The 21,235-nt window shown below is 69.0% G+C and carries 25 protein-coding genes; 18 read left to right on the top strand and 7 right to left on the bottom strand.

Going from position 1 to position 21,235, the window contains the following annotated elements; translation table 11 throughout:
* Nucleotides 1-29: 29 nt before the first annotated feature.
* Nucleotides 30-143, bottom strand: coding sequence for an entericidin EcnA/B family protein (locus tag GH815_RS03710; RefSeq protein WP_153747404.1), 114 nt, complete (start codon nucleotides 141-143; stop codon nucleotides 30-32).
* A 3-nt stretch (nucleotides 144-146) separates the two neighbouring features.
* Nucleotides 147-1,964: an extracellular solute-binding protein gene (locus tag GH815_RS03715; protein WP_153747405.1), complete on the bottom strand. Its 1,818-nt coding sequence runs from the start codon at nucleotides 1,962-1,964 to the stop codon at nucleotides 147-149.
* A gap of 281 nt (nucleotides 1,965-2,245) precedes the next feature.
* Here GH815_RS03715 and GH815_RS03720 point away from each other — a divergent pair, with 281 nt between their 5' ends.
* From GH815_RS03720 to GH815_RS03730, 3 genes are all read left to right on the top strand, one after another.
* Nucleotides 2,246-3,019, top strand: coding sequence for a 3-hydroxybutyrate dehydrogenase (locus GH815_RS03720; RefSeq protein ID WP_153747406.1), 774 nt, complete (start codon nucleotides 2,246-2,248; stop codon nucleotides 3,017-3,019).
* A gap of 22 nt (nucleotides 3,020-3,041) precedes the next feature.
* Nucleotides 3,042-4,079, top strand: a complete 1,038-nt coding sequence (locus GH815_RS03725; RefSeq protein ID WP_153747407.1) for a patatin-like phospholipase family protein — start codon at nucleotides 3,042-3,044, stop codon at nucleotides 4,077-4,079.
* Nucleotides 4,080-4,256: 177 nt separating this feature from the next.
* A complete protein-coding gene (locus GH815_RS03730) occupies nucleotides 4,257-4,487 on the top strand; it encodes an FmdB family zinc ribbon protein (RefSeq protein WP_153747408.1) in 231 nt (76 codons plus the stop codon).
* Between the two features lie 60 nt (nucleotides 4,488-4,547).
* Here the strand turns inward: GH815_RS03730 and GH815_RS03735 are convergent, their stop codons facing one another.
* Complete coding sequence (locus GH815_RS03735; RefSeq protein ID WP_153747409.1) at nucleotides 4,548-5,996, bottom strand: DEAD/DEAH box helicase; 1,449 nt, start codon at nucleotides 5,994-5,996, stop codon at nucleotides 4,548-4,550.
* Nucleotides 5,997-6,152: 156 nt separating this feature from the next.
* Nucleotides 6,153-6,743 carry an exopolysaccharide biosynthesis protein gene (locus tag GH815_RS03740; RefSeq protein ID WP_153747410.1) on the bottom strand — a complete coding sequence of 197 codons (591 nt, stop codon included), beginning with the start codon at nucleotides 6,741-6,743 and terminating at the stop codon, nucleotides 6,153-6,155.
* 171 nt (nucleotides 6,744-6,914) lie between these two features.
* On the opposite strand from GH815_RS03740, the gene GH815_RS03745 reads away from it, so the two are divergent.
* Nucleotides 6,915-8,216 (top strand): tetratricopeptide repeat protein, encoded by a 1,302-nt coding sequence (locus tag GH815_RS03745; protein WP_153747411.1) that lies wholly within the window; start codon nucleotides 6,915-6,917, stop codon nucleotides 8,214-8,216.
* A gap of 111 nt (nucleotides 8,217-8,327) precedes the next feature.
* Here the strand turns inward: GH815_RS03745 and GH815_RS03750 are convergent, their stop codons facing one another.
* Together GH815_RS03750 and GH815_RS03755 are read right to left on the bottom strand one after the other, a co-directional pair.
* Complete coding sequence (locus tag GH815_RS03750; RefSeq protein WP_153747412.1) at nucleotides 8,328-8,867, bottom strand: adenine phosphoribosyltransferase; 540 nt, start codon at nucleotides 8,865-8,867, stop codon at nucleotides 8,328-8,330.
* Nucleotides 8,868-8,989: 122 nt separating this feature from the next.
* Entirely contained in the window at nucleotides 8,990-9,862 is an 873-nt protein-coding gene (locus GH815_RS03755; RefSeq protein ID WP_153747413.1) for an S-methyl-5'-thioadenosine phosphorylase, read from the bottom strand.
* A gap of 304 nt (nucleotides 9,863-10,166) precedes the next feature.
* Here GH815_RS03755 and GH815_RS03760 point away from each other — a divergent pair, with 304 nt between their 5' ends.
* The 5 genes from GH815_RS03760 (at nucleotide 10,167) to GH815_RS03780 (ending at nucleotide 13,283) form a co-directional block, all read left to right on the top strand.
* Nucleotides 10,167-10,658 (top strand): GNAT family N-acetyltransferase, encoded by a 492-nt coding sequence (locus tag GH815_RS03760; protein ID WP_246176301.1) that lies wholly within the window; start codon nucleotides 10,167-10,169, stop codon nucleotides 10,656-10,658.
* Between the two features lie 82 nt (nucleotides 10,659-10,740).
* Nucleotides 10,741-11,391, top strand: coding sequence for a peptide-methionine (S)-S-oxide reductase MsrA (gene msrA / locus GH815_RS03765; protein WP_153747415.1), 651 nt, complete (start codon nucleotides 10,741-10,743; stop codon nucleotides 11,389-11,391).
* Between the two features lie 12 nt (nucleotides 11,392-11,403).
* Entirely contained in the window at nucleotides 11,404-11,961 is a 558-nt protein-coding gene (locus GH815_RS03770; protein WP_153747416.1) for an AAA family ATPase, read from the top strand.
* 33 nt (nucleotides 11,962-11,994) lie between these two features.
* Nucleotides 11,995-12,870: a 50S ribosomal protein L11 methyltransferase gene (locus GH815_RS03775; protein WP_153747417.1), complete on the top strand. Its 876-nt coding sequence runs from the start codon at nucleotides 11,995-11,997 to the stop codon at nucleotides 12,868-12,870.
* Between the two features lie 62 nt (nucleotides 12,871-12,932).
* Complete coding sequence (locus GH815_RS03780) at nucleotides 12,933-13,283, top strand: hypothetical protein (RefSeq protein WP_153747418.1); 351 nt, start codon at nucleotides 12,933-12,935, stop codon at nucleotides 13,281-13,283.
* A gap of 220 nt (nucleotides 13,284-13,503) precedes the next feature.
* Here the strand turns inward: GH815_RS03780 and GH815_RS03785 are convergent, their stop codons facing one another.
* On the bottom strand, nucleotides 13,504-13,707 hold the full coding sequence (locus GH815_RS03785; RefSeq protein ID WP_153747419.1) for a DUF1127 domain-containing protein: 204 nt from the start codon (nucleotides 13,705-13,707) through the stop codon (nucleotides 13,504-13,506).
* 324 nt (nucleotides 13,708-14,031) lie between these two features.
* On the opposite strand from GH815_RS03785, the gene ruvC reads away from it, so the two are divergent.
* The 9 genes from ruvC (at nucleotide 14,032) to tolB (ending at nucleotide 21,175) form a co-directional block, all read left to right on the top strand.
* Nucleotides 14,032-14,538, top strand: a complete 507-nt coding sequence (gene ruvC / locus GH815_RS03790; protein ID WP_153747420.1) for a crossover junction endodeoxyribonuclease RuvC — start codon at nucleotides 14,032-14,034, stop codon at nucleotides 14,536-14,538.
* Nucleotides 14,535-15,194 (top strand): Holliday junction branch migration protein RuvA, encoded by a 660-nt coding sequence (gene ruvA, locus GH815_RS03795; RefSeq protein ID WP_153747421.1) that lies wholly within the window; start codon nucleotides 14,535-14,537, stop codon nucleotides 15,192-15,194. Before ruvC ends, ruvA begins: the two co-directional genes overlap by 4 nt.
* Nucleotides 15,195-15,197: 3 nt before the next feature.
* Entirely contained in the window at nucleotides 15,198-16,226 is a 1,029-nt protein-coding gene (ruvB, locus tag GH815_RS03800) for a Holliday junction branch migration DNA helicase RuvB (RefSeq protein ID WP_153747422.1), read from the top strand.
* Between the two features lie 73 nt (nucleotides 16,227-16,299).
* Nucleotides 16,300-16,926 carry a hypothetical protein gene (locus GH815_RS03805; protein ID WP_153747459.1) on the top strand — a complete coding sequence of 209 codons (627 nt, stop codon included), beginning with the start codon at nucleotides 16,300-16,302 and terminating at the stop codon, nucleotides 16,924-16,926.
* Nucleotides 16,923-17,318, top strand: coding sequence for a tol-pal system-associated acyl-CoA thioesterase (gene ybgC, locus GH815_RS03810; RefSeq protein WP_153747423.1), 396 nt, complete (start codon nucleotides 16,923-16,925; stop codon nucleotides 17,316-17,318). Before GH815_RS03805 ends, ybgC begins: the two co-directional genes overlap by 4 nt.
* Nucleotides 17,319-17,439: 121 nt before the next feature.
* Nucleotides 17,440-18,135: a protein TolQ gene (gene tolQ / locus GH815_RS03815; RefSeq protein ID WP_153747424.1), complete on the top strand. Its 696-nt coding sequence runs from the start codon at nucleotides 17,440-17,442 to the stop codon at nucleotides 18,133-18,135.
* A 1-nt stretch (nucleotide 18,136) separates the two neighbouring features.
* The gene (gene tolR / locus GH815_RS03820) at nucleotides 18,137-18,613 is read left to right on the top strand and encodes a protein TolR (RefSeq protein ID WP_153747425.1); all 477 of its coding nucleotides are present in this window, start codon (nucleotides 18,137-18,139) and stop codon (nucleotides 18,611-18,613) included.
* Nucleotides 18,614-18,622: 9 nt separating this feature from the next.
* A complete protein-coding gene (locus GH815_RS03825; RefSeq protein ID WP_153747426.1) occupies nucleotides 18,623-19,843 on the top strand; it encodes an energy transducer TonB in 1,221 nt (406 codons plus the stop codon).
* Complete coding sequence (gene tolB, locus GH815_RS03830; protein WP_153747427.1) at nucleotides 19,844-21,175, top strand: Tol-Pal system beta propeller repeat protein TolB; 1,332 nt, start codon at nucleotides 19,844-19,846, stop codon at nucleotides 21,173-21,175.
* Nucleotides 21,176-21,235: the final 60 nt, after the last annotated feature.

Below are 21,235 nucleotides of genomic sequence, written 5' to 3' on the forward strand. Positions count from 1 at the left end.
GGGGCCGGGAACGGGGCAGGCGGGCGGGCTCAGAACACGTTGCGGACCGCGCGGGCCCCGGCCGAGATATCCTCGCCGATCCCCTCGACGGTGCCGCAGCCCGCAAGCGCCAGAAGGCTCAGCATCAGAAACGTTCGGGTCATGGATCACTCCCTTTCGGACCACCAGATATCGGGGAGGAAGCCGATCCAGTCCCCGTAGATCGGAATCGTCTGCGGATAGCGCAGCGTGGCGCGGTGGGCAATCAGCGAACTGGGCGCATACCAGATCGGGATCACATGCCGCCCGGTCGTCAGCACCCGGTCCAGCGCGCGGGTCGCCGCGACGAAATCCTCGTGGCTGTCCGAGGTCAGCAGCGCCTCGATCATCGCCTCGGCGGCGGGGCTGGCCATCCCCATCCAGTTGCGCGTGCCGGGCCGCGTGACCCCCTCCGACCCCCAGTAAAGCCGCTGTTCGTTGCCGGGCGACAGCGACAGCCCGACCGTGTAGAAGGCCATGTCGAAATCATAGGCGTCGGTTCGTTCGGTATATTGCGCGCTGTCGACCGTGCTGATGCGCACGGCGATGCCCAGCCGCTTGAGCCCCTCGGCAAATATATCGACGATCTTCTGGCTCTCGGCCGCGCCCTGCCGCAGCAGGATCTCAAAGGTAAAGGGCCGTCCGGCGCCATCGCGCAGCACCCCGTCATCGCCCACCCGCCAGCCGGCTTCTTCCAGCCGGGCAAAGGCGATGCGCAGGTTCCGCCGGTTCGAGGGGCGCCCGTCCGACACGGGCAGCGCATAGCCGTCCAGCGCACCGGGCAACAATTCGTCTGCAAAGGGCGCCAGCAGCTCGCGCACGCGACCCTCGGCGGGGCCCGGTCCCATGCCCAGCTCGGAATTCGAGAAATAGGACGCGATGCGCGGCTGGGTGCCGCCGGTCAGCACGCCATTGATGAACTCGAAATCGAAGGCATGCAGCATCGCGTCGCGCACCCGCCAGTCGGCGAATACCGGACGGCGGCCATTCATCACCAGCCCGCTGATGCCGGTGGGGCGGGCATGCGGGATCTCGGCTTTCACGATCCGGCCCGTGGCGATGGCGGGGAAGTCATAGGCGCTTTGCCAGCGCGCCGCGCTCGATTCGCGGTAGATGTCGATTGCGCCGCCGCGGAACGCCTCGAACAGCACGCCCGCATCGGCATAGAACTCGATGCGGATCTCGTCGAGATTGTGCTGGCCCCGGTTCAGCGCCAGATCGCGCCCCCACCAGTCGGGATTGCGGCGCAACAGCAGAAACCGGCCCGGCTCGAAGCCTGCGATGACATAGGGGCCGGACCCGATCGGCGCCTCCAGCCCGCTTTGCGCGAAGTCGCGCCCCTCCCATTGCGCCTTTTGCAGCACCGGGCGCAGGCCCAGGATCAGCGGCAATTCGCGATCGGCGGTGGTGAAGGTAAAGCGCACGCTGCGCGGCCCCGTCGCTTCGGCCGTCGCCACCTTTTCCCAGGCGCCCAGATAGCGCGGGTGGCCCTGTTCGCCCAGCACCCGGAACGACCACAGCACATCCTCGACCGTGACCGGGCTGCCATCCGAGAAGCGCGCGCCCTCGCGCAGCGTGAATTCGACCCAGTCGCGGTCCGGGCCGGTCTGAACCGATTCGGCCAGAAGCCCGTAAAGCGTGAAGGGTTCGTCCCAGGACCGGCCCATCAGGGTCTCGTAGCCGAGGCTGCGCAGCGCCCAAGGGGCATTGCCCTTGAGGATGAACGGATTGAGGCTGTCAAAGCCCCCGGTCTCGCCCAGAACGATGCGTCCGCCCCGGGGCGCGTCGGGGTTCACATAGGGCAGCGACACAAAATCCGGTGGAAGCGCGGGCGCGCCATACATAGCGATGCCATGGGCGGGCTCGGCCTGGCCGAATCCGGCCATGCCGAACAGCAACGCCGCCGCCACCGCGATGCGCGCGCGGAGGGAAATTTCCTGTCTCATCTCGGCAACATTCCTGCCCGGTGCCTTGTATTCTTGCGACCCAGCTTAGGCGTGAGCGCCCGATTTTTCAAACTTTTAGCTTGGCCACCGGCGGGGGATTGCGTATACAGAGGTTACTGCTCGATAGGTTTCTTGCCTGTATGAAACCTGCCTCAATAACTTGACGCCCGCCCTGTGCGGGCGTCTTTTTTTCGTCCCCGCGCCCCTCTGCGGCGCTTTCGCCGCGCCGCGGCGGGATGTAGGCTCCTTCGCAACCGTTTCGGGACATTGCGAGGGACGAAATGACGCTTTCCGGAAAGACCGCCATCGTGACCGGCTCCAATTCGGGGATCGGGCTTGGCATCGCGCAGGAACTGGCCAGGGCCGGGGCCGATGTGGTGCTGAACTCGTTCACCGACCGCGACGAGGATCACGCGCTGGCCGCCGACATGGCGCAACAGCATGGCGTCAGGGTGCGCTACATCAAGGCCGATCTGTCCAGCGCCGACGCCTGCCGCGGGCTGATCGCCGCAGCGGGGGCCTGCGATATCCTGGTGAACAATGCCGGCATCCAGCATGTCGCGCCGGTGGATCAGTTCCCGGTCGAGAAATGGGACGCGATCATCGCGATCAACCTGTCCTCCGCGTTTCACACCACGGCGGCCGCGCTGCCGATGATGCGGGCGGCGGGCTGGGGGCGGATCGTCAACATCGCCTCGGCGCATGGGCTGACGGCCAGCCCCTACAAATCCGCCTATATCGCGGCCAAGCATGGGGTGGTGGGGCTGACCAAGACCGTGGCTCTGGAAACCGCAGAGGAAGCGATCACCTGCAACGCGATCTGCCCGGGCTATGTGCTGACCCCGCTGGTCGAGGCGCAGATCCCCGACCAGATGAAGGCGCACGGGATGGACCGTGACCGCGTGATCCGCGAGGTGATGCTGGCCCGCCAGCCCTCCAGGCAGTTCGCGACCGTCGAGCAGATCGGGGGCACCACCGTCTTCCTGTGTTCCGAGGCGGCGGCGCAGATCACCGGCACGACGATCAGCGTCGATGGCGGCTGGACCGCGCTGTGAGCGGATGCCGGGGCCACGGCCCATGAGGCCCCTGCGCATCAATCTGGCCTTGCAGGGCGGGGGCGCGCATGGCGCCTTCACCTGGGGTGTGCTGGACCGGCTGCTGGACGAACCGGGGATCGAGATCGCCGCGATCTCGGGCAGTTCGGCGGGGGCGCTGAACGGGGCGGCGCTGAAGGCCGGTCTGGTCGAGGGTGGGCCGCAGGCGGCGCGCGCGAACCTTGACTGGCTCTGGACGCAGGTCGGCGCGGTGGGTGATCTGCGGCTGACGCATTGGATGGCGGCCTTTACCCCCGGCGCGGGCACCGTTGCGCGGATGCTGGACGCCGCACTTCCCTGGTCGCTGGGTGACATGGCCAGCCGCATGGTCGGCCCCTATGCCTATGGCCCGTTCTATCGCAACCCGCTGCGCCGGATCGTCGAGCGGTTCGATTTCGACCGGGTCTGCGCGGCCCGGCCGCCCGCCTTCTTCGTCGGGGCGACCAATGTGCGCACGGGCAAGATCCGGGTCTTCGAAGGGCGCGCGATCACGACCGATGCGATCCTGGCCTCGGCCTGCCTGCCTACGCTGTTCCAGGCGGTCGAGGTGACCGATCCCGACACCGGCGAGACCGATGCCTATTGGGATGGCGGCTATACCGGCAATCCGGCGCTGTTTCCCTTCCTCGCGCCCGATCTGCCCGGCGATGTCGTCGTGGTCTCGATCAACCCGCTGGAGCGCGTCCGGGTGCCGGTCACGGGGCAGGAGATTCAGAACCGGATCAACGAGATCAGCTTCAACGCCTCGCTCTTGGGCGAGCTGCGCGCGATCCAGCAGGTGCGCGACCTGATCGACCAGGGGCGGCTGGAGCGCGGCACGATGAAGGAGATCCGGGTGCATATGGTGTCCGACGACGCCTTGATGCGGCAGTTGAACGTGGCGACCAAGCTGGTGCCTAGCCCGGTCGTGCTGGACGAGTTGAAGCGCGCGGGCCGGGCGGCGGCGGATCGGTTTCTGGCCGAGGCCGGGCCCCGGATCGGGCATGAAAGCAGCGTCGATCTGCACCGGCTTTGCGACTGAGCGCGGGGCCGTGCTGCCCGCATCCGTGCCGCCCATCCCGTAGGCACAGGCCCCCGGCGCTGCCGTCTGGGTGGGCATCCGGGTGCGCCTTGCTGGGCCCTGTCCCGGCGCGGGATTGACCGTGCCGCGCGCTGCGGCCCAAGGCCATGAGGAACGAACCCGGACGGGGAAGCCAAGATGCCGATGCATGCCTATCGCTGCGCTGACTGTGGTGCGGAGTGTGAGCTACTGGTGCGCAGCACCGATCCGCTGCCGGTCTGCCCTTCTTGCGGCAGCGCCGATCTGCGCCGCGCCCTGTCCCGCGTTGCTCCGCCCGGACAAAGCGCAAAGCTTGTCAGCGGTGCCCGCAAGCTGGCCGCGAAAGAGGGGCATTTCAGCAATTACTCAAAGGGCGAGCGCCGCGGCTGAGCCTGATCCGCCGCGCATATCGTAGCGTGGCGGGATAGCTGCGGCCAACCCGGCGCCCGGTCAGTCCGTGACTTCCTCGGTCGTCTCGGAACTGGGCTTGAACGAGCGGGTCAGGAAGGCGGGCATGTGATCGCCCATGCCGACCACCGGCGCATCGCGGCCGGGCCTTGCGCCGCGGCGGTCGCGGTCCCGATCACGTTCCCGATCGCGGCCGCCCCGGTCGCTGCGCTCCGCGCGATCGCGCGGGGCTTCGGCGGGGCCGGGCTCGGCCGCGCGCCGGGGCGTTTCGCGCGGCGGCGCGGCCTCGGTCGGGCGGGGGGTGTCCTTTTCGCGGCGCTCGCGCGGCTCGCTGGCCTTGGCCTTCAGCGGGCTTTCGACGCAGGGGATTTCCTTCTGGACCAGCGCCTCGATCGCGGTAAGCCATTTCTCGTCATGGGGCACGCAGATGGTCAGCGCCTTGCCCGTCCGCCCGGCCCGGCCGGTGCGGCCGATGCGGTGGACGTAATCCTCGGCATGGCTGGGCACATCGTAGTTGAACACGTGCGACACGGCCGGAATGTCGAGCCCGCGTGCCGCCACGTCCGAGGCCACCAGCAGCCGCAGCCGCCCCTCGCGGAACGACTCGAGTGTGCGCGTGCGCTGCGACTGGTCCAGATCGCCATGGATCGGCGCCGCGTCATAGCCGTATTTCGCCAGCGACTTGGCGACGATATCGACCTCGGTCTTGCGGTTGCAGAAGATGATCGCGTTGGTGCAGGCCGCGCCCTCGCGGTCGATCAGCGCCCGCAGCAGCGCGCGTTTTTCCTTGGCCTGCATGTCCTTGCGGCTGGCGGAATGATGCACGACGCCCTGTTCGATGCTTTCGGCGGTGGTCGCGCGGCGCGCGACCTCGACCTTGGCGGGGGCAGAAAGGAAGGTGTTGGTCACCCGCTCGATCTCGGGCGCCATGGTGGCCGAGAAGAACAGCGTCTGCCGGGTAAAGGGGGTGAGCTGGAAGATGCGTTCGATATCCGGAATGAAGCCCATGTCGAGCATCCGGTCGGCCTCGTCCACCACCATGATCTGGACGCCGGTCAGCAAGAGCTTGCCGCGCTCGAAATGATCGAGCAACCGGCCCGGCGTGGCGATCAGCACATCCACGCCCTTGTCGATCAGCGCGTCCTGTTCCTTGAAGCTGACGCCGCCGATCAATAGCGCCTTGGTCAGCTTGGTGTTCTTGGCATAGGTGTCGAAATTCTCGGCCACCTGCGCGGCCAGTTCGCGCGTGGGCGCCAGCACAAGGCTGCGCGGCATCCGGGCCCGGGCACGGCCGCGGCCCAGAAGCGTGATCATCGGCAGCACGAAGCTTGCGGTCTTGCCGGTGCCGGTCTGGGCGATGCCCAGCACGTCGCGGCCTTCGAGAGCGGGGGGAATTGCGCCTTCCTGGATCGGTGTGGGCTGGGTATAGCCGGCGTCGATGATGGCGGAAAGCACCTTGGGGTCGAGCCCCAGATCGGCGAAAGTGGTCATGTGGGTCCTTGGCGTGGTTGCGGCGTCGAATGGCCGCTCTGCCCCGCGCGGCCCGCCCGGCCGGATTGCCGGACTCGTGTGTCGTGGCTGGCTCTTAGGCCATGAAGGCGCGTTCGTCAAGGTTCGTGCCCGGCGCCGCCGCGGCGCGGGGCGGTGTCAAAGGAAGAAGGTCGCGATGAACAGGATTTCGGCCAGGATCAGCGCATAACCGGCAAGGGCGGCCAGCCCGTCGCGCGAGGACAGCGCCAGCCCCAGCACCAGCACATGCAGCGACAGCACGAAGGGAAAGCCCGGGATCAGCCCGACCAGCGTCATCACCGCGCCGGTCACCAGCAGGATCAGCGCGATCAGGCGGCTGGCCACCGCGCCCTCGACCAGCCCCACCAGCCGCGGCGTCAGATGCGGGCGCAGCCACAGCGCCCAGCGCTGGGCGCGCGCGACCGACAGCGCCAGCATGTGCCCCGAAAAGCTGACCCGGCCCAGCCGGTCGGGCACCCAGATCTCGCGCGCGCCGGTCATCATCCGCCCGCCGATCAGGATCAGGAACAGCGCAACCACGTTCGGCACGCCGGGGATCATGCCCGTCGGCAGGATCAGCAGCCCCGCCAGCAGCACCAGAAGCGGGCCGAAGCCGCGCGGGCCGATGGTCTCGACCAGATCGTGGACGCTGATCCGGTCGCGGGCAAGCGCCAGCGCACCCAGGTCGTCCAGCAGGGACGAGATGATCCAGTCGTCTTCGCCACGCATCGCGCTCGGCCGCCCTGCCCGGGAACTGTGGTCTCGGTTGCCAGGGCGGCCGGTGGCGCCCCTGACGTGATGTCGCGGCAGCGCGGCGCAAATTCAAGCATCCCGTGTTGACAAGGCTTCGGCCCCGTCTGCAACTGTGCGTCGAACGGAGCGGTTCCCGGGAGAGGCAGAATGGCATTTCGGTCGACCAGAAGCAGGGCGCTGGCAGGCGCGCTTGTGGCGGGCATGGCGGGGGCGTCGGTGGGATTGGCCGCGGGCGGGCAACCGGGCGATCCGCAGGGCATGCGGGTGGTCGGAGAGGCACTGCTGACCGGGACCGACGGGCTGAGACAGGATGTCGCGCAGGGTCTTCAGATGCTCGAACAGGCGGCCGAGGCGGGCGATCCGCGCGCCCAGCGGCTGGTCGGGACGGCGCTGCTTTGGGGCGGGCCGGTGGCGACCGATCCGGCGCGGGCGCAGGCGCTTCTGTCCGCTGCGGCCGAGGCGGGCGATGTCGATGCGATGCGGGTGTTGGGCCAGAACCTGGTCGGCGGCTGGGTGCTTGATCGCGATGCCGCGACCGGCCGGGCCTTGCTGGAGCGCGCGATTGCCGCTGGCGATGTCGAGGCGCGGGTCGTGCTGGGCGATCTGCTGCTGCACGGGATCGGTCTGGACAGCGACCCCGCAACGGCGCTTGCCCTGTTCGAGCAGGCAGCCGAGGCCGGCAATGGCGAGGGGATCGAGAAATACGGCGACTGGCTGATGTGGAGCCGCAAGAGCCCCGCCCGGGCCGAGTCCTATCTGCGCCGCGCCGCCGGGATGGGGCGGGCCTCGGCCTGGACCCGGCTCGCCGAGGGGGCGATGTATGGCTATCTGGGCGATGGCTCGCGCGCCAAGTTCCCCGAATTTGCCGAGCGGGCCCGCGCGCTTGGCCAGAACCGGATTGCGGTGCTCGAGGCAGAGCGGCGCATGTGGGGGATCAGCATGCGCGCCAACGGCCCCGAGGCGGTGGACATGCTGGAACGCGCGGTCGAACAGGGCAATCCCGAGGCGCTGAAGGCGCTGGTTGCGCTCAAGCGCGACGGCAACGGGATGAACGTGCGCCGCGACCGGGCAGCCGCGCGCGAGCTGCTGGACCGCCATGGCGATCTGCTGACCCCAACCGAGGCGGCCCAGCTTGCCGCGACCTTGCGCGCGGCCGAGGCGCGAACGCCGCAGGATTACGCGGCGCTTGCCGATCTGATCGCGATGGGCGGCCCGTTGCGCTCGACCTGGTTCGCGGGCGAACTGAACGCCGCCAACCCGAATTTCGCGATCTACCTGTTGCAGGCGCGGCTGCATCGCGAGGGTCTGTATTCCGGCCCGCTCAACGGTCAGGCCACCACGCCGACCCTGCGCGCGCTTTATCGCGCCTGCCAGGGGCTTGCCGACCGCTCGGGCTGCGATGACAGCGTGATGTCCCCCCGCGTGATCGCTGCCCTGCTGACACGCTAGGCCGGGCGCGCAACCTTCACGGGCAATGAGCGCCCCGCGATCTGGCCGGGGTCGGGCCGCGCCTGACCCCATGCGGGCCGGTCCGCTTGCGGGGACGGACCGGCCGCGGGTTCAGTGCCCCGAATAGTCGCAGAGCGCGTGGACCTCGATCCCCAGCGCTTCCAGCCGCCGGCGCCCGCCGAGATCGGGCAGGTCCACGATGAAGGCACAGCCGACGATCTGGGCGCCCAGCCTTTCGCACAGCCTGATCCCCGCCTCGGCGGTGCCCCCGGTGGCCAGAAGGTCGTCGACAAGCAGCACCTTTTCGCCGGGCGAAAGCGCGTCGTCATGGATCTCGATCACCGCCTCGCCATATTCGAGCTGGTATTCCTCGGCGATGGTGGCGGCGGGCAGCTTGCCCTTCTTGCGCACCGGCACGAAGCCCTTGGACAATTGGTGCGCAATGGCGCCGCCCAGGATGAAGCCGCGCGCCTCAAGCCCCACAACCTTGTCGATCTGCTGGCCCGCATAGGGGTGCAGCAACTGGTCGATGGCCATGCGGAAGCCGCGCGGGTCGGCGAACAGCGTGGTCACGTCGCGGAACATGATCCCTTCATGCGGGAAGTCGACGATGGTGCGGATGTAATCCTTGACGGAATTGCTCGGCGGCATGGCGGGAACCCTTTCGGTCAGTGCTTGGCTCGGGTGTCGCTCAGGCGGGGCGGTGGTGCAAGGTTGCGGTTTGCCGCAAGGCAGGGGCGCGGGGCAGACCCCGGCCCCGCGCCGCGATGCGCCTAGCGGTTCAGCACGCGCCCGGCGACCGCGTCGAGTTTCGCGACCAGCGCGGGGTCGCGTTTCTCGGGGGCGGTGATCATCGCGTATTCCAGCGCCGTATCGCAGCCCTTGTCGCAGGGCTTGTGCGCGCCCAGAAGGCCGGGCAGGCGGGTGACCATGGCGCGGGCCTTTTCGGCATTGCCGATCAGGGTCTTGACGATATCGGCCACCTCGACCGCGTCGTGATCGGGGTGCCAGCAATCGTAATCGGTGACCATGGCGATCGAGGCATAGCAAAGCTCGGCCTCGCGCGCCAGTTTCGCCTCGGGCATGTTGGTCATGCCGATCACGTCGCAGCCCCAGTTCTCGCGGTAGAGCTTCGATTCCGCCAGCGTCGAGAATTGCGGCCCTTCCATCGCCAGATAGGTGCCGCCCTGGTGGATGGTGATGCCCTCGTCGCGGGCGGCCTGAAGGCAGGCGGCCGACAGCCGTCCGCAGGTCGGGTGCGCCACGCTGACATGCGCCACGCAGCCCTGACCGAAGAAGCTTTTCTCGCGCGCGAAGGTGCGGTCGATGAACTGCTCGACCACCACGAAATCGCCCGGCGCCAGTTCCTCGCGGAACGAGCCGCAGGCCGAGACCGAGACTACATCGGTCGCGCCCAGCCGTTTCAGTGCGTCGATATTGGCGCGGTAGGGCACGGTCGAGGGCGAATGGACATGGCCCCGCCCGTGACGCGGCAGGAAGGCCATCCTGACGCCCCCCAGCGTGCCGGTCAGGATCTCGTCGGACGGTTTGCCCCAGGGGCTGTCCACCGCCTGCCAGCGCGCATCCTCCAGCCCCTCGATGTCATAGACGCCCGAGCCGCCGATCACCGCGATCATCCGTTCCATGGTCCGCCCCTCTTTCCGGTTTCGTGAGTCGGCCCCTTTTAAGGGGCGGGGCGCGTCGCGGAAAGCCCGTGCTTGGCCGCAGGGCGGCGGGTCATTCGCCTAGGCGTTTCAGCTCGAACACCGCGCGGCCACGCAATCGTCGCACAGCTGGATGCCGGTGACGTCACCGAAACGGCCCCGCCCGCCAGCGTGACGATCTGTGTCGGGCGACATCCAAGGCTGGCGGGCGCAGGCGATGGCGTCGCAGGTTTGCCCCCGTCCGGGCCCCGTGCTAGGGGCGTTTCCAGCAGGCGGGAGGCATGTCTTGTTCCGGGTGGCCGAGGAAACGGCAGAGGATTGGTGGGAGGTCGAGGGGCTTTACGACCTTTGCTTTGCGCCGGGGCGCACGGCGCTGTCCTCCTATCGGCTGCGCGAAGGGGGCGATCCGGTTCCGGGGCTTTGCCTGACCGCGCGGGATGGCGACGGCATCCTGGCGGCCGCGATCCGCTACTGGCCGGTGCTGGTGGGCGGTGCGCCCGCGCTGCTGCTGGGGCCTGTCGCGGTGCACCCCACAAGGCAGGGCGAGGGGCTGGGGGCACTTCTGATACGCGAGTCGCTGGAACGCGCCCGGCTGCTGGGTTTTGGCCGGGTGATGCTGGTGGGCGATGCGCCCTATTACGGTCGGTTCGGCTTTCAGCGGCTCGACGGTGTCGAGATGCCCCCGCCCACCAACCCCGACCGCGTGCTGGGCATTGCGCTGGTGCCGGGGGCCTGGGACGGGGTTGCCGGGGCGGTGACGCGGCTGGCCGAAGGATAGCCGCGCGATCGCGCCGCAGCCATCTGGGCGGCGCGGCCGGGCGGTCTATATCCAGCCTCGATCCACGACGAGAGGTCTCAGCATGTTCTCCTTTCTCGGCCGCAAGACCGACATGGTCGCCGAGGCCGATGCCTGGCCCGGCCGCCCCGATCCGATCCCGACCGCCGCGACGCATTTCGTTTTCGGTCGTCCGCTCAAGGCGCCCATCCCCGAGGGGATGGAGGAAGCGGTCTTCGGCATGGGCTGTTTCTGGGGCGTCGAGCGCAAGTTCTGGCAGTTGCCGGGCGTGTGGATGACCGCGGCAGGCTATGCCGGGGGCTTCACGCCGAACCCGACCTATGAAGAGGTCTGCACCGGCCGCACCGGCCATACCGAGGTGGTGCGCGTGGTCCATGACCCGGCGGTGGTCAGCTATGAAACGCTGCTGCGCCATTTCTGGGAAGGGCACGATCCCACGCAGGGCATGCGGCAGGGCAATGATCGCGGCACGCAATACCGATCCGCGATCTACACCTTCACCGAGGCGCAGGAAAATGCGGCCGAGGCCAGCCGTGCCGCCTATCAGGACCGTCTGCGCAAGGCGGGCTTTGGTGCCATCACCACCGAGATCCGCGCCGTGCCGCCCTTCTTCTATGCCGAGGGTTATCACCAGCAATACCTGGCCAAGAATCCCGGCGGCTATTGCGGGTTGGGCGGCACCGGCGTCAGTTGTCCCGAGGGGCCGGGCGCCTGAGCCCCTGCGGCCATGGGCCGTCGCATCCTGATCCTGGGCGCTGCGGGGGCGGGCAGTTCCACGCTGGCGCGCGCGCTGGCGGACCGGCTGGCCTCGCAGGTTTTCGACGCCGACGATTTCCTGTGGCAGCCAAGCGATCCGCCCTTTCGCAAGACCCGCCCGCCCGCCGAGCGGGTGGCACTGATGCAGGCCATGTTCGCGCCGCGCTCTGACTGGGTGCTGGCGGGGGCGATCTGCGGCTGGGGCGATGCGCTGATCCCGCGGCTGACGCATGCGCTTTTCCTGTCCGCGCCGACCGAGGCCCGGATCATCCGCCTGCGCCGCCGCGAGCGTCAGCGCCATGGCGCGGCGGTGGCCGCGGGCGGCGCGCGGGCGCAGGAATTCCGCGCGTTCCTCGACTATGCGTCTGGCTATGACGATCCCGCCTTTGCCGGGCGCAGCCGGGTGCAGCATGACGCCTGGCTGTCGGCGCTGGCCTGTCCGGTGATCCGGCTTGACGGCGCCGACCCGCCCGGCGTTCTGGCCGAGCGGGCGCTTGCCGCGCTTGACCCCGGCGCGCCGGGCGCCTAGGCGCTGGGCCAAGCCACCGCAGGAGACCCGCCCATGCCCACCTTTACCGCGCTGACAACCCTTTCCGGCAAGGACCAGGCCGAGGCTCTGGGCGAGGCGATGGAGCGGCTCGACCCCGAGCCCACTGGCGTCGGCGTGTTCGAGATCGAGGACGGCTCGGGCCTGTGGGAAGTCGGTGGCTATTTCACCGAAACCCCCGATGCAGCCGGTCTGGCGCTGCTGGCCAGCATGTACGGCGCGCGCGCCTTTGCCATTTCGGAACTGCCCGAGACCGATTGGGTGGCCAAGGTCAAGCGCGAGCTGGCGCCGGTCGAGGCCGGGCGCTTCTTCGTCTATGGCAGCCACGATGCCGACCGCGTGCCCGAGGACCGGATCGCTCTGCTGATCGAGGCATCCATGGCCTTTGGCACCGGCCATCACGGCACCACGCAGGGCTGCCTGCGCGCGCTGGACCGGCTGGCCACGCAGGGCGCCACGCCGCGCGCGGTGGCCGATATCGGCTGCGGGACGGCGGTGCTGGCGATGGCGGCGGCGCGGCTGTGGGATGTGCCGGTGCTGGCCTCGGATATCGACCCGGTCGCGGTCGAGGTCGCGGCCGAGAATGTCGCGGCCAACGGTCTGGCGGGCAAGGTGCATTGCCTCGAGGCGGCCGGGCTCGATCATCCCGATCTTGAGGCCGCGGCACCCTATGGCCTCATTTTCGCCAATATCCTCAAGGCGCCGCTGATCGGCCTTGCCCCCGCCATCGCTGCCCGAATCGCCCCGGGCGGCCATGCGATCCTGTCCGGGCTGCTCGAGGAACAAGGCCCCGAAGTGGCGGCCTGTTACGGCGAAAACGGGCTGATCGTCCACGAAACCGAGGTGATCGGTGACTGGATCACGCTTTGTCTCAGGAAATCCGCGAACTAGGCCATAATCCTGCCGCCTTTAGCACCCATTAAGGACACACTACGGCGAAAGGAGAGAAGTCCATGCACGATCCGCAACACGAACAGTTCCGCGTCCGGCTTGCGCGGGTGGAGCGGATGCACCGGGATGGCCATGTCTCCGAGCTGGCCGGAACGAATGGCTGGACGACACCGCGTCTCAGCCTGTCCGTGGGGATCCCGCTCTGGCGCGCGCTGGGGATGATCGCGCTGGCCATGCTGGTGCTCAAGGCCGCGATCCTTGCCCAGATCGGCCCGCAGGCTTACGAACATCACCTGGCCAGTGCTTCGGGTGCCTCCGTCGTGCAGCAGGTGGCGACCTATGTCATGCAGATCGACCCGATCACCGAATGGCTGGCGGGTGCGATGCGCGCCCTGATCGCGCTGTTTTCCTGATCCACGGCATCGCGGCCGGCCGATCCGCACGGCCCGGACGCGAACGCCCCGGCAGAAGGTTCTGCCGGGGCGTTTTCCCGTCCGTGAGAAGGCGGGTGGGCCGACCCGGGCGGGTTCCGCGAAATGGCGGTCCGCTGCGGGCCGGTCGGCTTCGAAGCGTGGCCCGGGGGGTGTGGCCTGACGCTTCGAACTCGGTCTGTGACGTTCGGCCGGATCGTGCCTAGCGCGTGATCCGGTCGATATCGGCCCGGCTGAGCCCGATATCGTCAAGCTCGCGGTCGGTCAGTCGCCACAGTTCATTGCGTGTCCTGCGGGCGTCGATCCTCGCCGCCAGCCGCCCGAAAAGACCGGCAATCAGCCGGTGCAGGCCATGTGCCGCAGGCCACCGGCCCGCGTGCGGGCTGTCATCGTGAAAAGACGCCATCCTTCGTTGTCCTTGATTGGGTGCCTGGCGCCAATGCAGCGCGTTCGCGATGGGCGAGGTATGCGTATGCGGGGCTGTCGACAAGGGACAAAAACCGCAAGGCACAGTTGCACCTGACGCATGACGTTAACCTATATAACAAACTGGTAATAAAGGGAAATATTGCGGCGCGGGATGTCGGTTCCGGTGTTCGAAGCGGCGATTTCCGCCCGTTTCCGGTGCCGCTGTCCGGGCAGGGCGGGGCGGCGCCTGTCCGATTGGCGCTGGCCGATGTTCGCTTTTCGTGCTAGTTCGTCCGAAAAGACACAACAAAGCGGGGTGCGCATGCGTGTTCTGGGCATTGATCCCGGCCTTCGCAGCACCGGATGGGGCGTGATCGAGCAGGTGAACGGGCGCCTTGCCCATGTGGCGAACGGCATCTGCTGTTCGGGCGAGGGTGTGCTGGCCGAACGGCTTTTATCGCTGCATGACCAGCTTTGCGCGATCGTCGCGCGCCATGCCCCCGATGCGGCGGCGGTGGAACAGACCTTTGTCAACCGCGACGGGGCGGGCACGCTGAAGCTGGGCCAGGCCCGCGGCATCGCGGTGCTGGTGCCCGCGCGGGCGGGGATCGCGGTGGGGGAATATGCCCCGAACGCGGTCAAGAAGGCGGTGGTGGGCGTGGGCCATGCCGACAAGCGGCAGATCGACCATATGGTGCGGCTGCAATTCCCCGGCATCCAGATCGCGGGCCCGGATGCCGCCGACGCGCTGGCCATTGCGCTGTGTCATGCGTTCCATCTGTCGGCGGGCGGGCGGCTGGCCGCGGCGCTGGCTAGGGCGGGCGCATGATCGGGCGCATTGCCGGGCGGCTGATCCATCGCGGCCCCGATCACGTGATGATCGACGTGGGGGGCGTGGGCTATATCGTTCAGGTCTCGGACCGGACGCTGGCCGCGATGCCCGGCCCGGGCGAGGCGGTGGCGCTGTATACCGACCTGCTGGTGCGCGAGGATCTGCTGCAGCTTTACGGCTTTCCGACGCTGCTGGAACGCGAATGGCACCGGCTCTTGATGGGTGTGCAGGGGATCGGGGCCAAGGCGTCGATGGCGATCCTGGGCACGCTGGGGGCCGACGGCGTGGGGCGCGCCATCGCGCTGGGCGACTGGACCGCGATCAAGGCCGCGCCGGGCGTCGGACCCAAGATCGCGCAGCGCGTGGTGAACGAGTTGAAGGGCAAGGCGCCGGGCATCATGGCGATGGGCGGCACGCTGGCCGAGGCAACGGGTGCAGCCCCCGCGCAGGCCGGGCCGGTCCCGTCTGTATCGCCGCCGCCACCCGCGCCCACGGTATCGGCGCAGGCCGAGGCATTGTCGGCGCTGGGCAATCTGGGCTATGCCCCGGCCGATGCGGCGCAGGCCGTCGCCCGCGCCGCGGGCGAGGCGCCCGGCGCTGATACGCCCGCCCTGATCCGCGCGGCGCTGAAGCTGCTGGCGCCCAAGGGGTAGGACATGACCGAACCCGACCCGACCCTGCGCCCCGCCCCCCGGCCCGAGGATGCCGACCGCGCGATGCGGCCCGAGACGCTGGACGAATTCGTTGGCCAGGCCGAGGCACGGGCGAACCTGCGCGTCTTCCTGCAAAGCGCCCGCCAGCGGGGCGAGGCGATGGACCACGCGCTGTTCCACGGCCCCCCCGGTCTGGGCAAGACCACGCTCGCCCAGATCGTCGCGCGCGAGCTGGGCGTGAATTTCCGCATGACCTCGGGCCCGGTGCTGGCCAAGGCGGGCGATCTGGCGGCGATCCTGACCAATCTGGACGCGCGCGATGTGCTGTTCATCGACGAGATCCACCGCCTGAACCCGGCGGTCGAGGAGGTGCTGTATCCGGCGCTGGAGGATTTCGCGCTGGATCTGGTGATCGGCGAGGGACCGGCCGCGCGCACCGTGCGGATCGAGTTGCAGCCCTTCACGCTGGTCGGGGCCACGACGCGGCTGGGGCTGTTGACGACGCCCCTGCGCGACCGCTTCGGCATTCCGGTGCGGCTGCAATTCTACACGGTCGAGGAACTGGAACTGATCGTTGCCCGCGGCGCGCGGCTGATGGGGGTGCCGGCGGATGCGGACGGGCTGAAGGAGATCGCCCGGCGCGCGCGCGGCACGCCGCGGATCGCGGGGCGGCTGTTGCGCCGGGTCGTCGATTTCGCGCTGGTCGAGGGCGAGGGGCGGATCACGCTGGCGGTGGCCGATCATGCGCTGACGCGGATGGAAGTGGACGGGCTTGGCCTTGATGGCGCGGACCGGCGCTATCTGCGGCTGATCGCCGAGAATTACGCCGGTGGGCCGGTCGGGGTCGAGACGCTGTCGGCTGCGCTGTCGGAATCGCGCGATGCGCTGGAGGAGGTGATCGAGCCCTATCTGTTGCAGCAGGGCCTGATCCAGCGCACCCCGCGCGGGCGGATGCTGGCCGCGAAGGCCTGGACGCATCTGGGCCTGCCCGCGCCGCGGCCGCCGGGACAGGCAAGCCTGTTCGACGGCTGAGGCCCTTGCCCGGCGGCGGGCAGGTCGATAGGGCAGGGCCGTGGGTATTTACGCCAAGAAGAAGGGGCGGGGCATGACGCCGGACGAGGTGCGGGCGCTGTTCACAGGGCAGGATGGCAGCTATCGCTTTGCCCGCTGGGGCCGGCCGATCGCGCCTGTTGTCTTTGGCGTCACAGACGAGACGCTGGCCACGCTCAAGGGCGCCTGCGAGGCGGTGGTGGCGCTGGCCGGGCATCGCATGGCCGAGACCGACCCTGAACTCGGCGCGAATCTGATGGTCTTCTTCTTTCGCGACTGGTCCGAACTGCCGCTTGTGCCGAACCTGGACCGGTTGGTGCCCGATCTGGGCCCGCTGGTCGAGCGGCTGGCAGCAGCCGGGGCGACGCAATACCGGCTGTTCCGGTTCGATGCGTCAGGGGCGATCCGGGCGGCTTTCGTCTTTCAGCGCATGGACGCGGGTCTGGCCGAGTTGCCCGCCGAGGCCGTCGCGCTGAACCAGATGGTGCAGGTGATCCTGTTATGGTCCGAAACCGGCTTTGCCGGGCAAAGCCCGCTGGCCCGTCTGCCCGACGGGACGCTGGTGCTGCGCCCTGAGATCGCCGGGGTGATCCGGGCGGGCTATGATCCGGCGATGCCACTGGCGGCCGATGACCCGGCCCATGCGCTGCGCCTGGCCGCGCGGCTGGAGTGTGGACGATGACCCATCGCTTCGCGCTGCGCGTCTATTACGAGGATACCGACCTTGCGGGCATCGTCTATTACGCCAACTACCTGAAATTCATCGAGCGCGCGCGCAGCGAATGGGTGCGCGATCTGGGCGTGGACCAGACCCGGCTCAAGGCCGAGCGGGGCATCGTCTTTGCCGTGCGCCGGGTCGAGGCGGATTACCTGTTGCCGGCGCGCTTTGACGATCTGCTTGAGGTCGAGACCGATCTGGCCCAGATCACGCCCGCCCGGCTGATTCTGGATCAGCGGGTCCTGCGCGGGGAAACGGTGCTGTTTTCGGCGCGCGTGACCCTTGTCGCGCTGGGCGAGGCGGGCCGTCCGGTGCGTTTGCCGACAGAGCTTTGCGAGCTTGCCGCGCCGCGATAGACGGATCGGTGTGCATGCCGTGCCACGCTGACGCGGTTGTGTTGGCATTCCCCCTGAAAAACGGGTAGAATCGCTGTAACGGAAGCCGGGACAACACGGCCCTCAGCAACGAGCAGGCAGAATGGAAACCGAAACCCTTGCGTTGGCGCAGGAGATTGACTTCTCCTTGCTCGCCCTTTTCGCGCGCGCGACCTTTACGGTGCAGGTCGTGATGCTGATGTTGGTCCTGGCCTCGTTCTGGTCCTGGGGCATCATCATCCAGAAGACGATCAATTTCCGCAAGGCGCGCATCGAGGCGCTGGGCTTTGACGAGGCGTTCTGGTCGGGCGAGCCGCTGGACGAACTGTTCGACAAGATCGGCCCCGAGCCGCAGGCCGCGCCCGAGCGGATCTTTGCCGCCGGAATGATGGAATGGCGGCGCAGCCATCGGCAGGATGGCGGGCTGATCGCGGGGGCGGCGGCGCGGATCGACCGGTCGATGGACGTGGCCATCGCCAAGGAAGCCGAGGAGCTGAATGGCGGGCTGTCCTTCCTGGCCACGGTCGGCTCGACCGCGCCCTTCATCGGGCTGTTCGGCACGGTCTGGGGGATCAAGCATGCGTTCGAGCAGATCGCGTTGCAGCAGAACACCAACCTTGCCGTCGTGGCGCCCGGTATCGCCGAGGCGTTGCTGGCGACCGGTCTGGGGCTTCTGGCCGCGATCCCGGCGGTGATCTTCTACAACAAGCTGTCCTCGGACAGCGACCGGATCGTGGGCGGCTACGAATCCTTCGCCGACGAATTCTCGACCATCCTTTCGCGCCAGCTGGATACCTGAGATGGGCGCGACGCTCACCCCTCGGCAGAACTCGGGCGGCAAGCGCGTGCGGCGCCATCGGCGTCATCCGCCCGCGATGTCCGAGATCAACGTCACGCCCTTCGTGGACGTGATGCTGGTGCTTCTGATCATCTTCATGGTGGCAGCACCCCTTCTGACGGTCGGCGTGCCGGTCGAGTTGCCGCGCACCGCCGCCGAGGCGCTGCCCGCCGCGCAGGAGGAACCGCTGGCGGTGACGCTGACCGCGGATGGCCGCATCCTGTTGCAGGAGACAGAGGTTGAGGCCGACGGCCTGATCCCCAAGCTGCGCGCCGTGGCGGCCGAGCGGCAGGACAGCAAGGTCTATCTGCGCGCGGATGGCGCGATTTCCTATGAGCGCGTCGTGCAGGTGATGGGCGCGCTCAATGCCGCGGGTTTCCGCGATATCGGGCTTGTGACCGACAGCGGCGGGCCGAGGCTCGACGGGTCGGACGGCTAGGACTGGGACATGAACAGGGGCACCCAGATATCGGGGGCGGCGCACCTCCTGCTGGTGGCGTGGGTGCTGCTGGGCGGGCTGTTCAACGCGCCCAAGCCGCGGCCGATGCAGGTGACCGATGTCACCATCCTGTCGGGCGAGGAATTTGCCGCGCTGACCGCCCCGGCCGCCGCGCCGCAGGCCCCCGCCCAGCAGGTCGAGACGCCGCGCAGCCCCGTGGTGACCAGCTCGCCCCGGCCTGCCCCTGCGCCCGAACGCCGCCCCGAACCGCCCGCGCCGCCGCCGCCGCAGGAAAGCCCCGCGCCCGATCCGGCACCCGATACCAGCGCGCTTCAGCCCCCGCCCGAGGCCGAGGTGACCGACACGCTGCCGCCCTTGGTCGCGCCGCCCCCGGTCAGCACCACCGCCCCCGAGGCGCCCGTGGCCGATACCGCGCCGCCGCGCCCCTCGCAGCGGGTGGCGCCCGAACCGGCTGCGCCGCGGCCCGAGGATGTGGCGGTCGCGCCCCAGCCGCGCGAGGCGGTGCGCCCCGATGTCGCCGCGCCCACCCCCGCGCCGCCGGTCGAGGCCGCCGCCCCCGAGGAGGCCGCGCCGCAGATCGTGACCGAGGCCGAGGAGCGGGTCGAGACCGGGCAGATCCTGGCCAGTTCGCCCCGGCCGCGCGTCCGCCCCGAGCGTCCGCCCGAACCCGTGCGCGAGACAGCGGCCACACCGCCGCCTGCACCCGCACCCACGCCAACACCCGCCCCGACCCCCGCGCCCACGCCCGAGCCGGTCCGAACCCCCGATCCGACGCCGCCTGCACCTGACGCGCTGGCCGATGCGGTTGCCGGTGCTCTGGCCGATGCGATGGCCTCGGGCGCGGCCGAGACGCCGCGCGCGGGCACCGGGACCGCCGCCTCGGGCCCGCCGATGACGGCCGGAGAGCGCGACGCGCTGCGCATTGCGGTCGCGAATTGCTGGAATGTCGGCGCGCTGTCGACCGAGGCGATGATGACCAGCGTCATCGTCGCGCTCGAGATGCGCGAGGACGGGCGCCCGGTAATCGAGTCGATCCGCCTTGTATCCTTCTCCGGCGGGTCTGATATGGCGGCGCGTCAGGTCTTTGATTCGGCGCGCCGCGCGATCGTGATGTGCGGTTCGTCGGGCTTTCCGCTACCGGTGGAAAAATATGACCAGTGGCGGCAGATCGAGATGACATTCAATCCCGAGAACATGAGGATCCGCTAGATGCTGCGCGTTCTGACCCCGCTTCTTGCCCTGGCGCTTGGCGCCGCGCTGGCCCCGGCCCCGGTCCTTGCACAGGGCGGTCCGCTGCGCATCGTCATCGACGAGGGCGTGATCGAGCCCTTGCCCTTTGCCGTGCCCGATTTCGTGGCCGAGACCCCCGCCGCGGCCGAACTTGCGCGCAACATCGCGCGCGTCGTGGCGGCCGATCTTGCAGGGACGGGCCTGTTCCGGGAAATCCCGGCCCAGGCGCATCTGGCGCGGGTGACGAATTTCGCCAGCCCCATCCAGTATTCCGACTGGAAGGCGATCAACGCCCAGGCGCTGGTCACCGGGGCCGTTGCGGTCGATGGCAGCGGGCGGCTGACCGTCAAGTTCCGCCTGTTCGACATCTATGCCGAGGCGCCGCTGGGCGACGGGCTGCAATTCGGCGGCTCCTCCGCGAACTGGCGGCGGGTGGCGCACAAGGTCGCCGATCAGGTCTATGCGCGGATCACCGGCGAGGGCGGCTATTTCGACAGCCGCGTTGTCTTTGTGGCCGAGACCGGCCCCAAGAACGCCCGCCAGAAGCGGCTGGCGATCATGGATTACGACGGCGCGAACGTGCAGTACCTGTCGGACGCCTCGTCCATCGTGCTGGCGCCGCGCTTCTCGCCCACGGGCGACCGGGTGCTTTACACCAGCTACCAGACCGGCTTTCCGCGCATCTATGTGCTTGATCTGGCCAGCGGGGCGCGGCGCGGGCTGGACGATCAGCCCGGCACCATGACCTTTGCCCCGCGTTTCGCGCCGGACGGGCGGCGGGTGGTGTTCTCGCTGGCGCAGGGCGGCAATACTGATCTTTACGAGCTTGATCTGGGCAGCGGGCGGCGCACCCGGCTGACCTCTGCCCCCTCGATCGAGACCGCGCCCAGCTTCTCGCCCGATGGCCGCCAGATCGTGTTCGAAAGCGACCGCTCGGGCGTGCCGCAGCTTTACGTCATGCCCGCCTCGGGTGGCGAGGCGCGGCGTATTTCTTTCGGGCAGGGGCGCTATGGCACGCCGGTCTGGTCGCCGCGAGGCGATTACATCGCCTTCACCAAGCAGCATCAGGGCCGGTTCCATATCGGCGTGATGCGCGTCAACGGATCGGAGGAACGGCTGCTGACCTCCTCCTTCCTGGACGAGGGGCCGACCTGGGCGCCGAACGGGCGGGTCATCATGTTCACCCGCGAAAGTGCGGGCGCTGACGGGGCCCCGGCGCTGTTCTCGGTCGATATCACCGGGCGGAACCTGCGCCGGGTGCCGGTTCAGGGCGCGGCCTCGGACCCGGCCTGGTCGCCGCTTCTGCCCTAGGGGGCCACGTTTTCAAACCGCGATCCGGCTGATAGGATATGTCCATCGGTCCGGTCCGGA

The sequence above is a fragment of the Rhodovulum strictum genome (assembly GCF_009649175.1).
GTDB classification, from domain to species: Bacteria; Pseudomonadota; Alphaproteobacteria; order Rhodobacterales; family Rhodobacteraceae; genus Rhodovulum; species Rhodovulum strictum.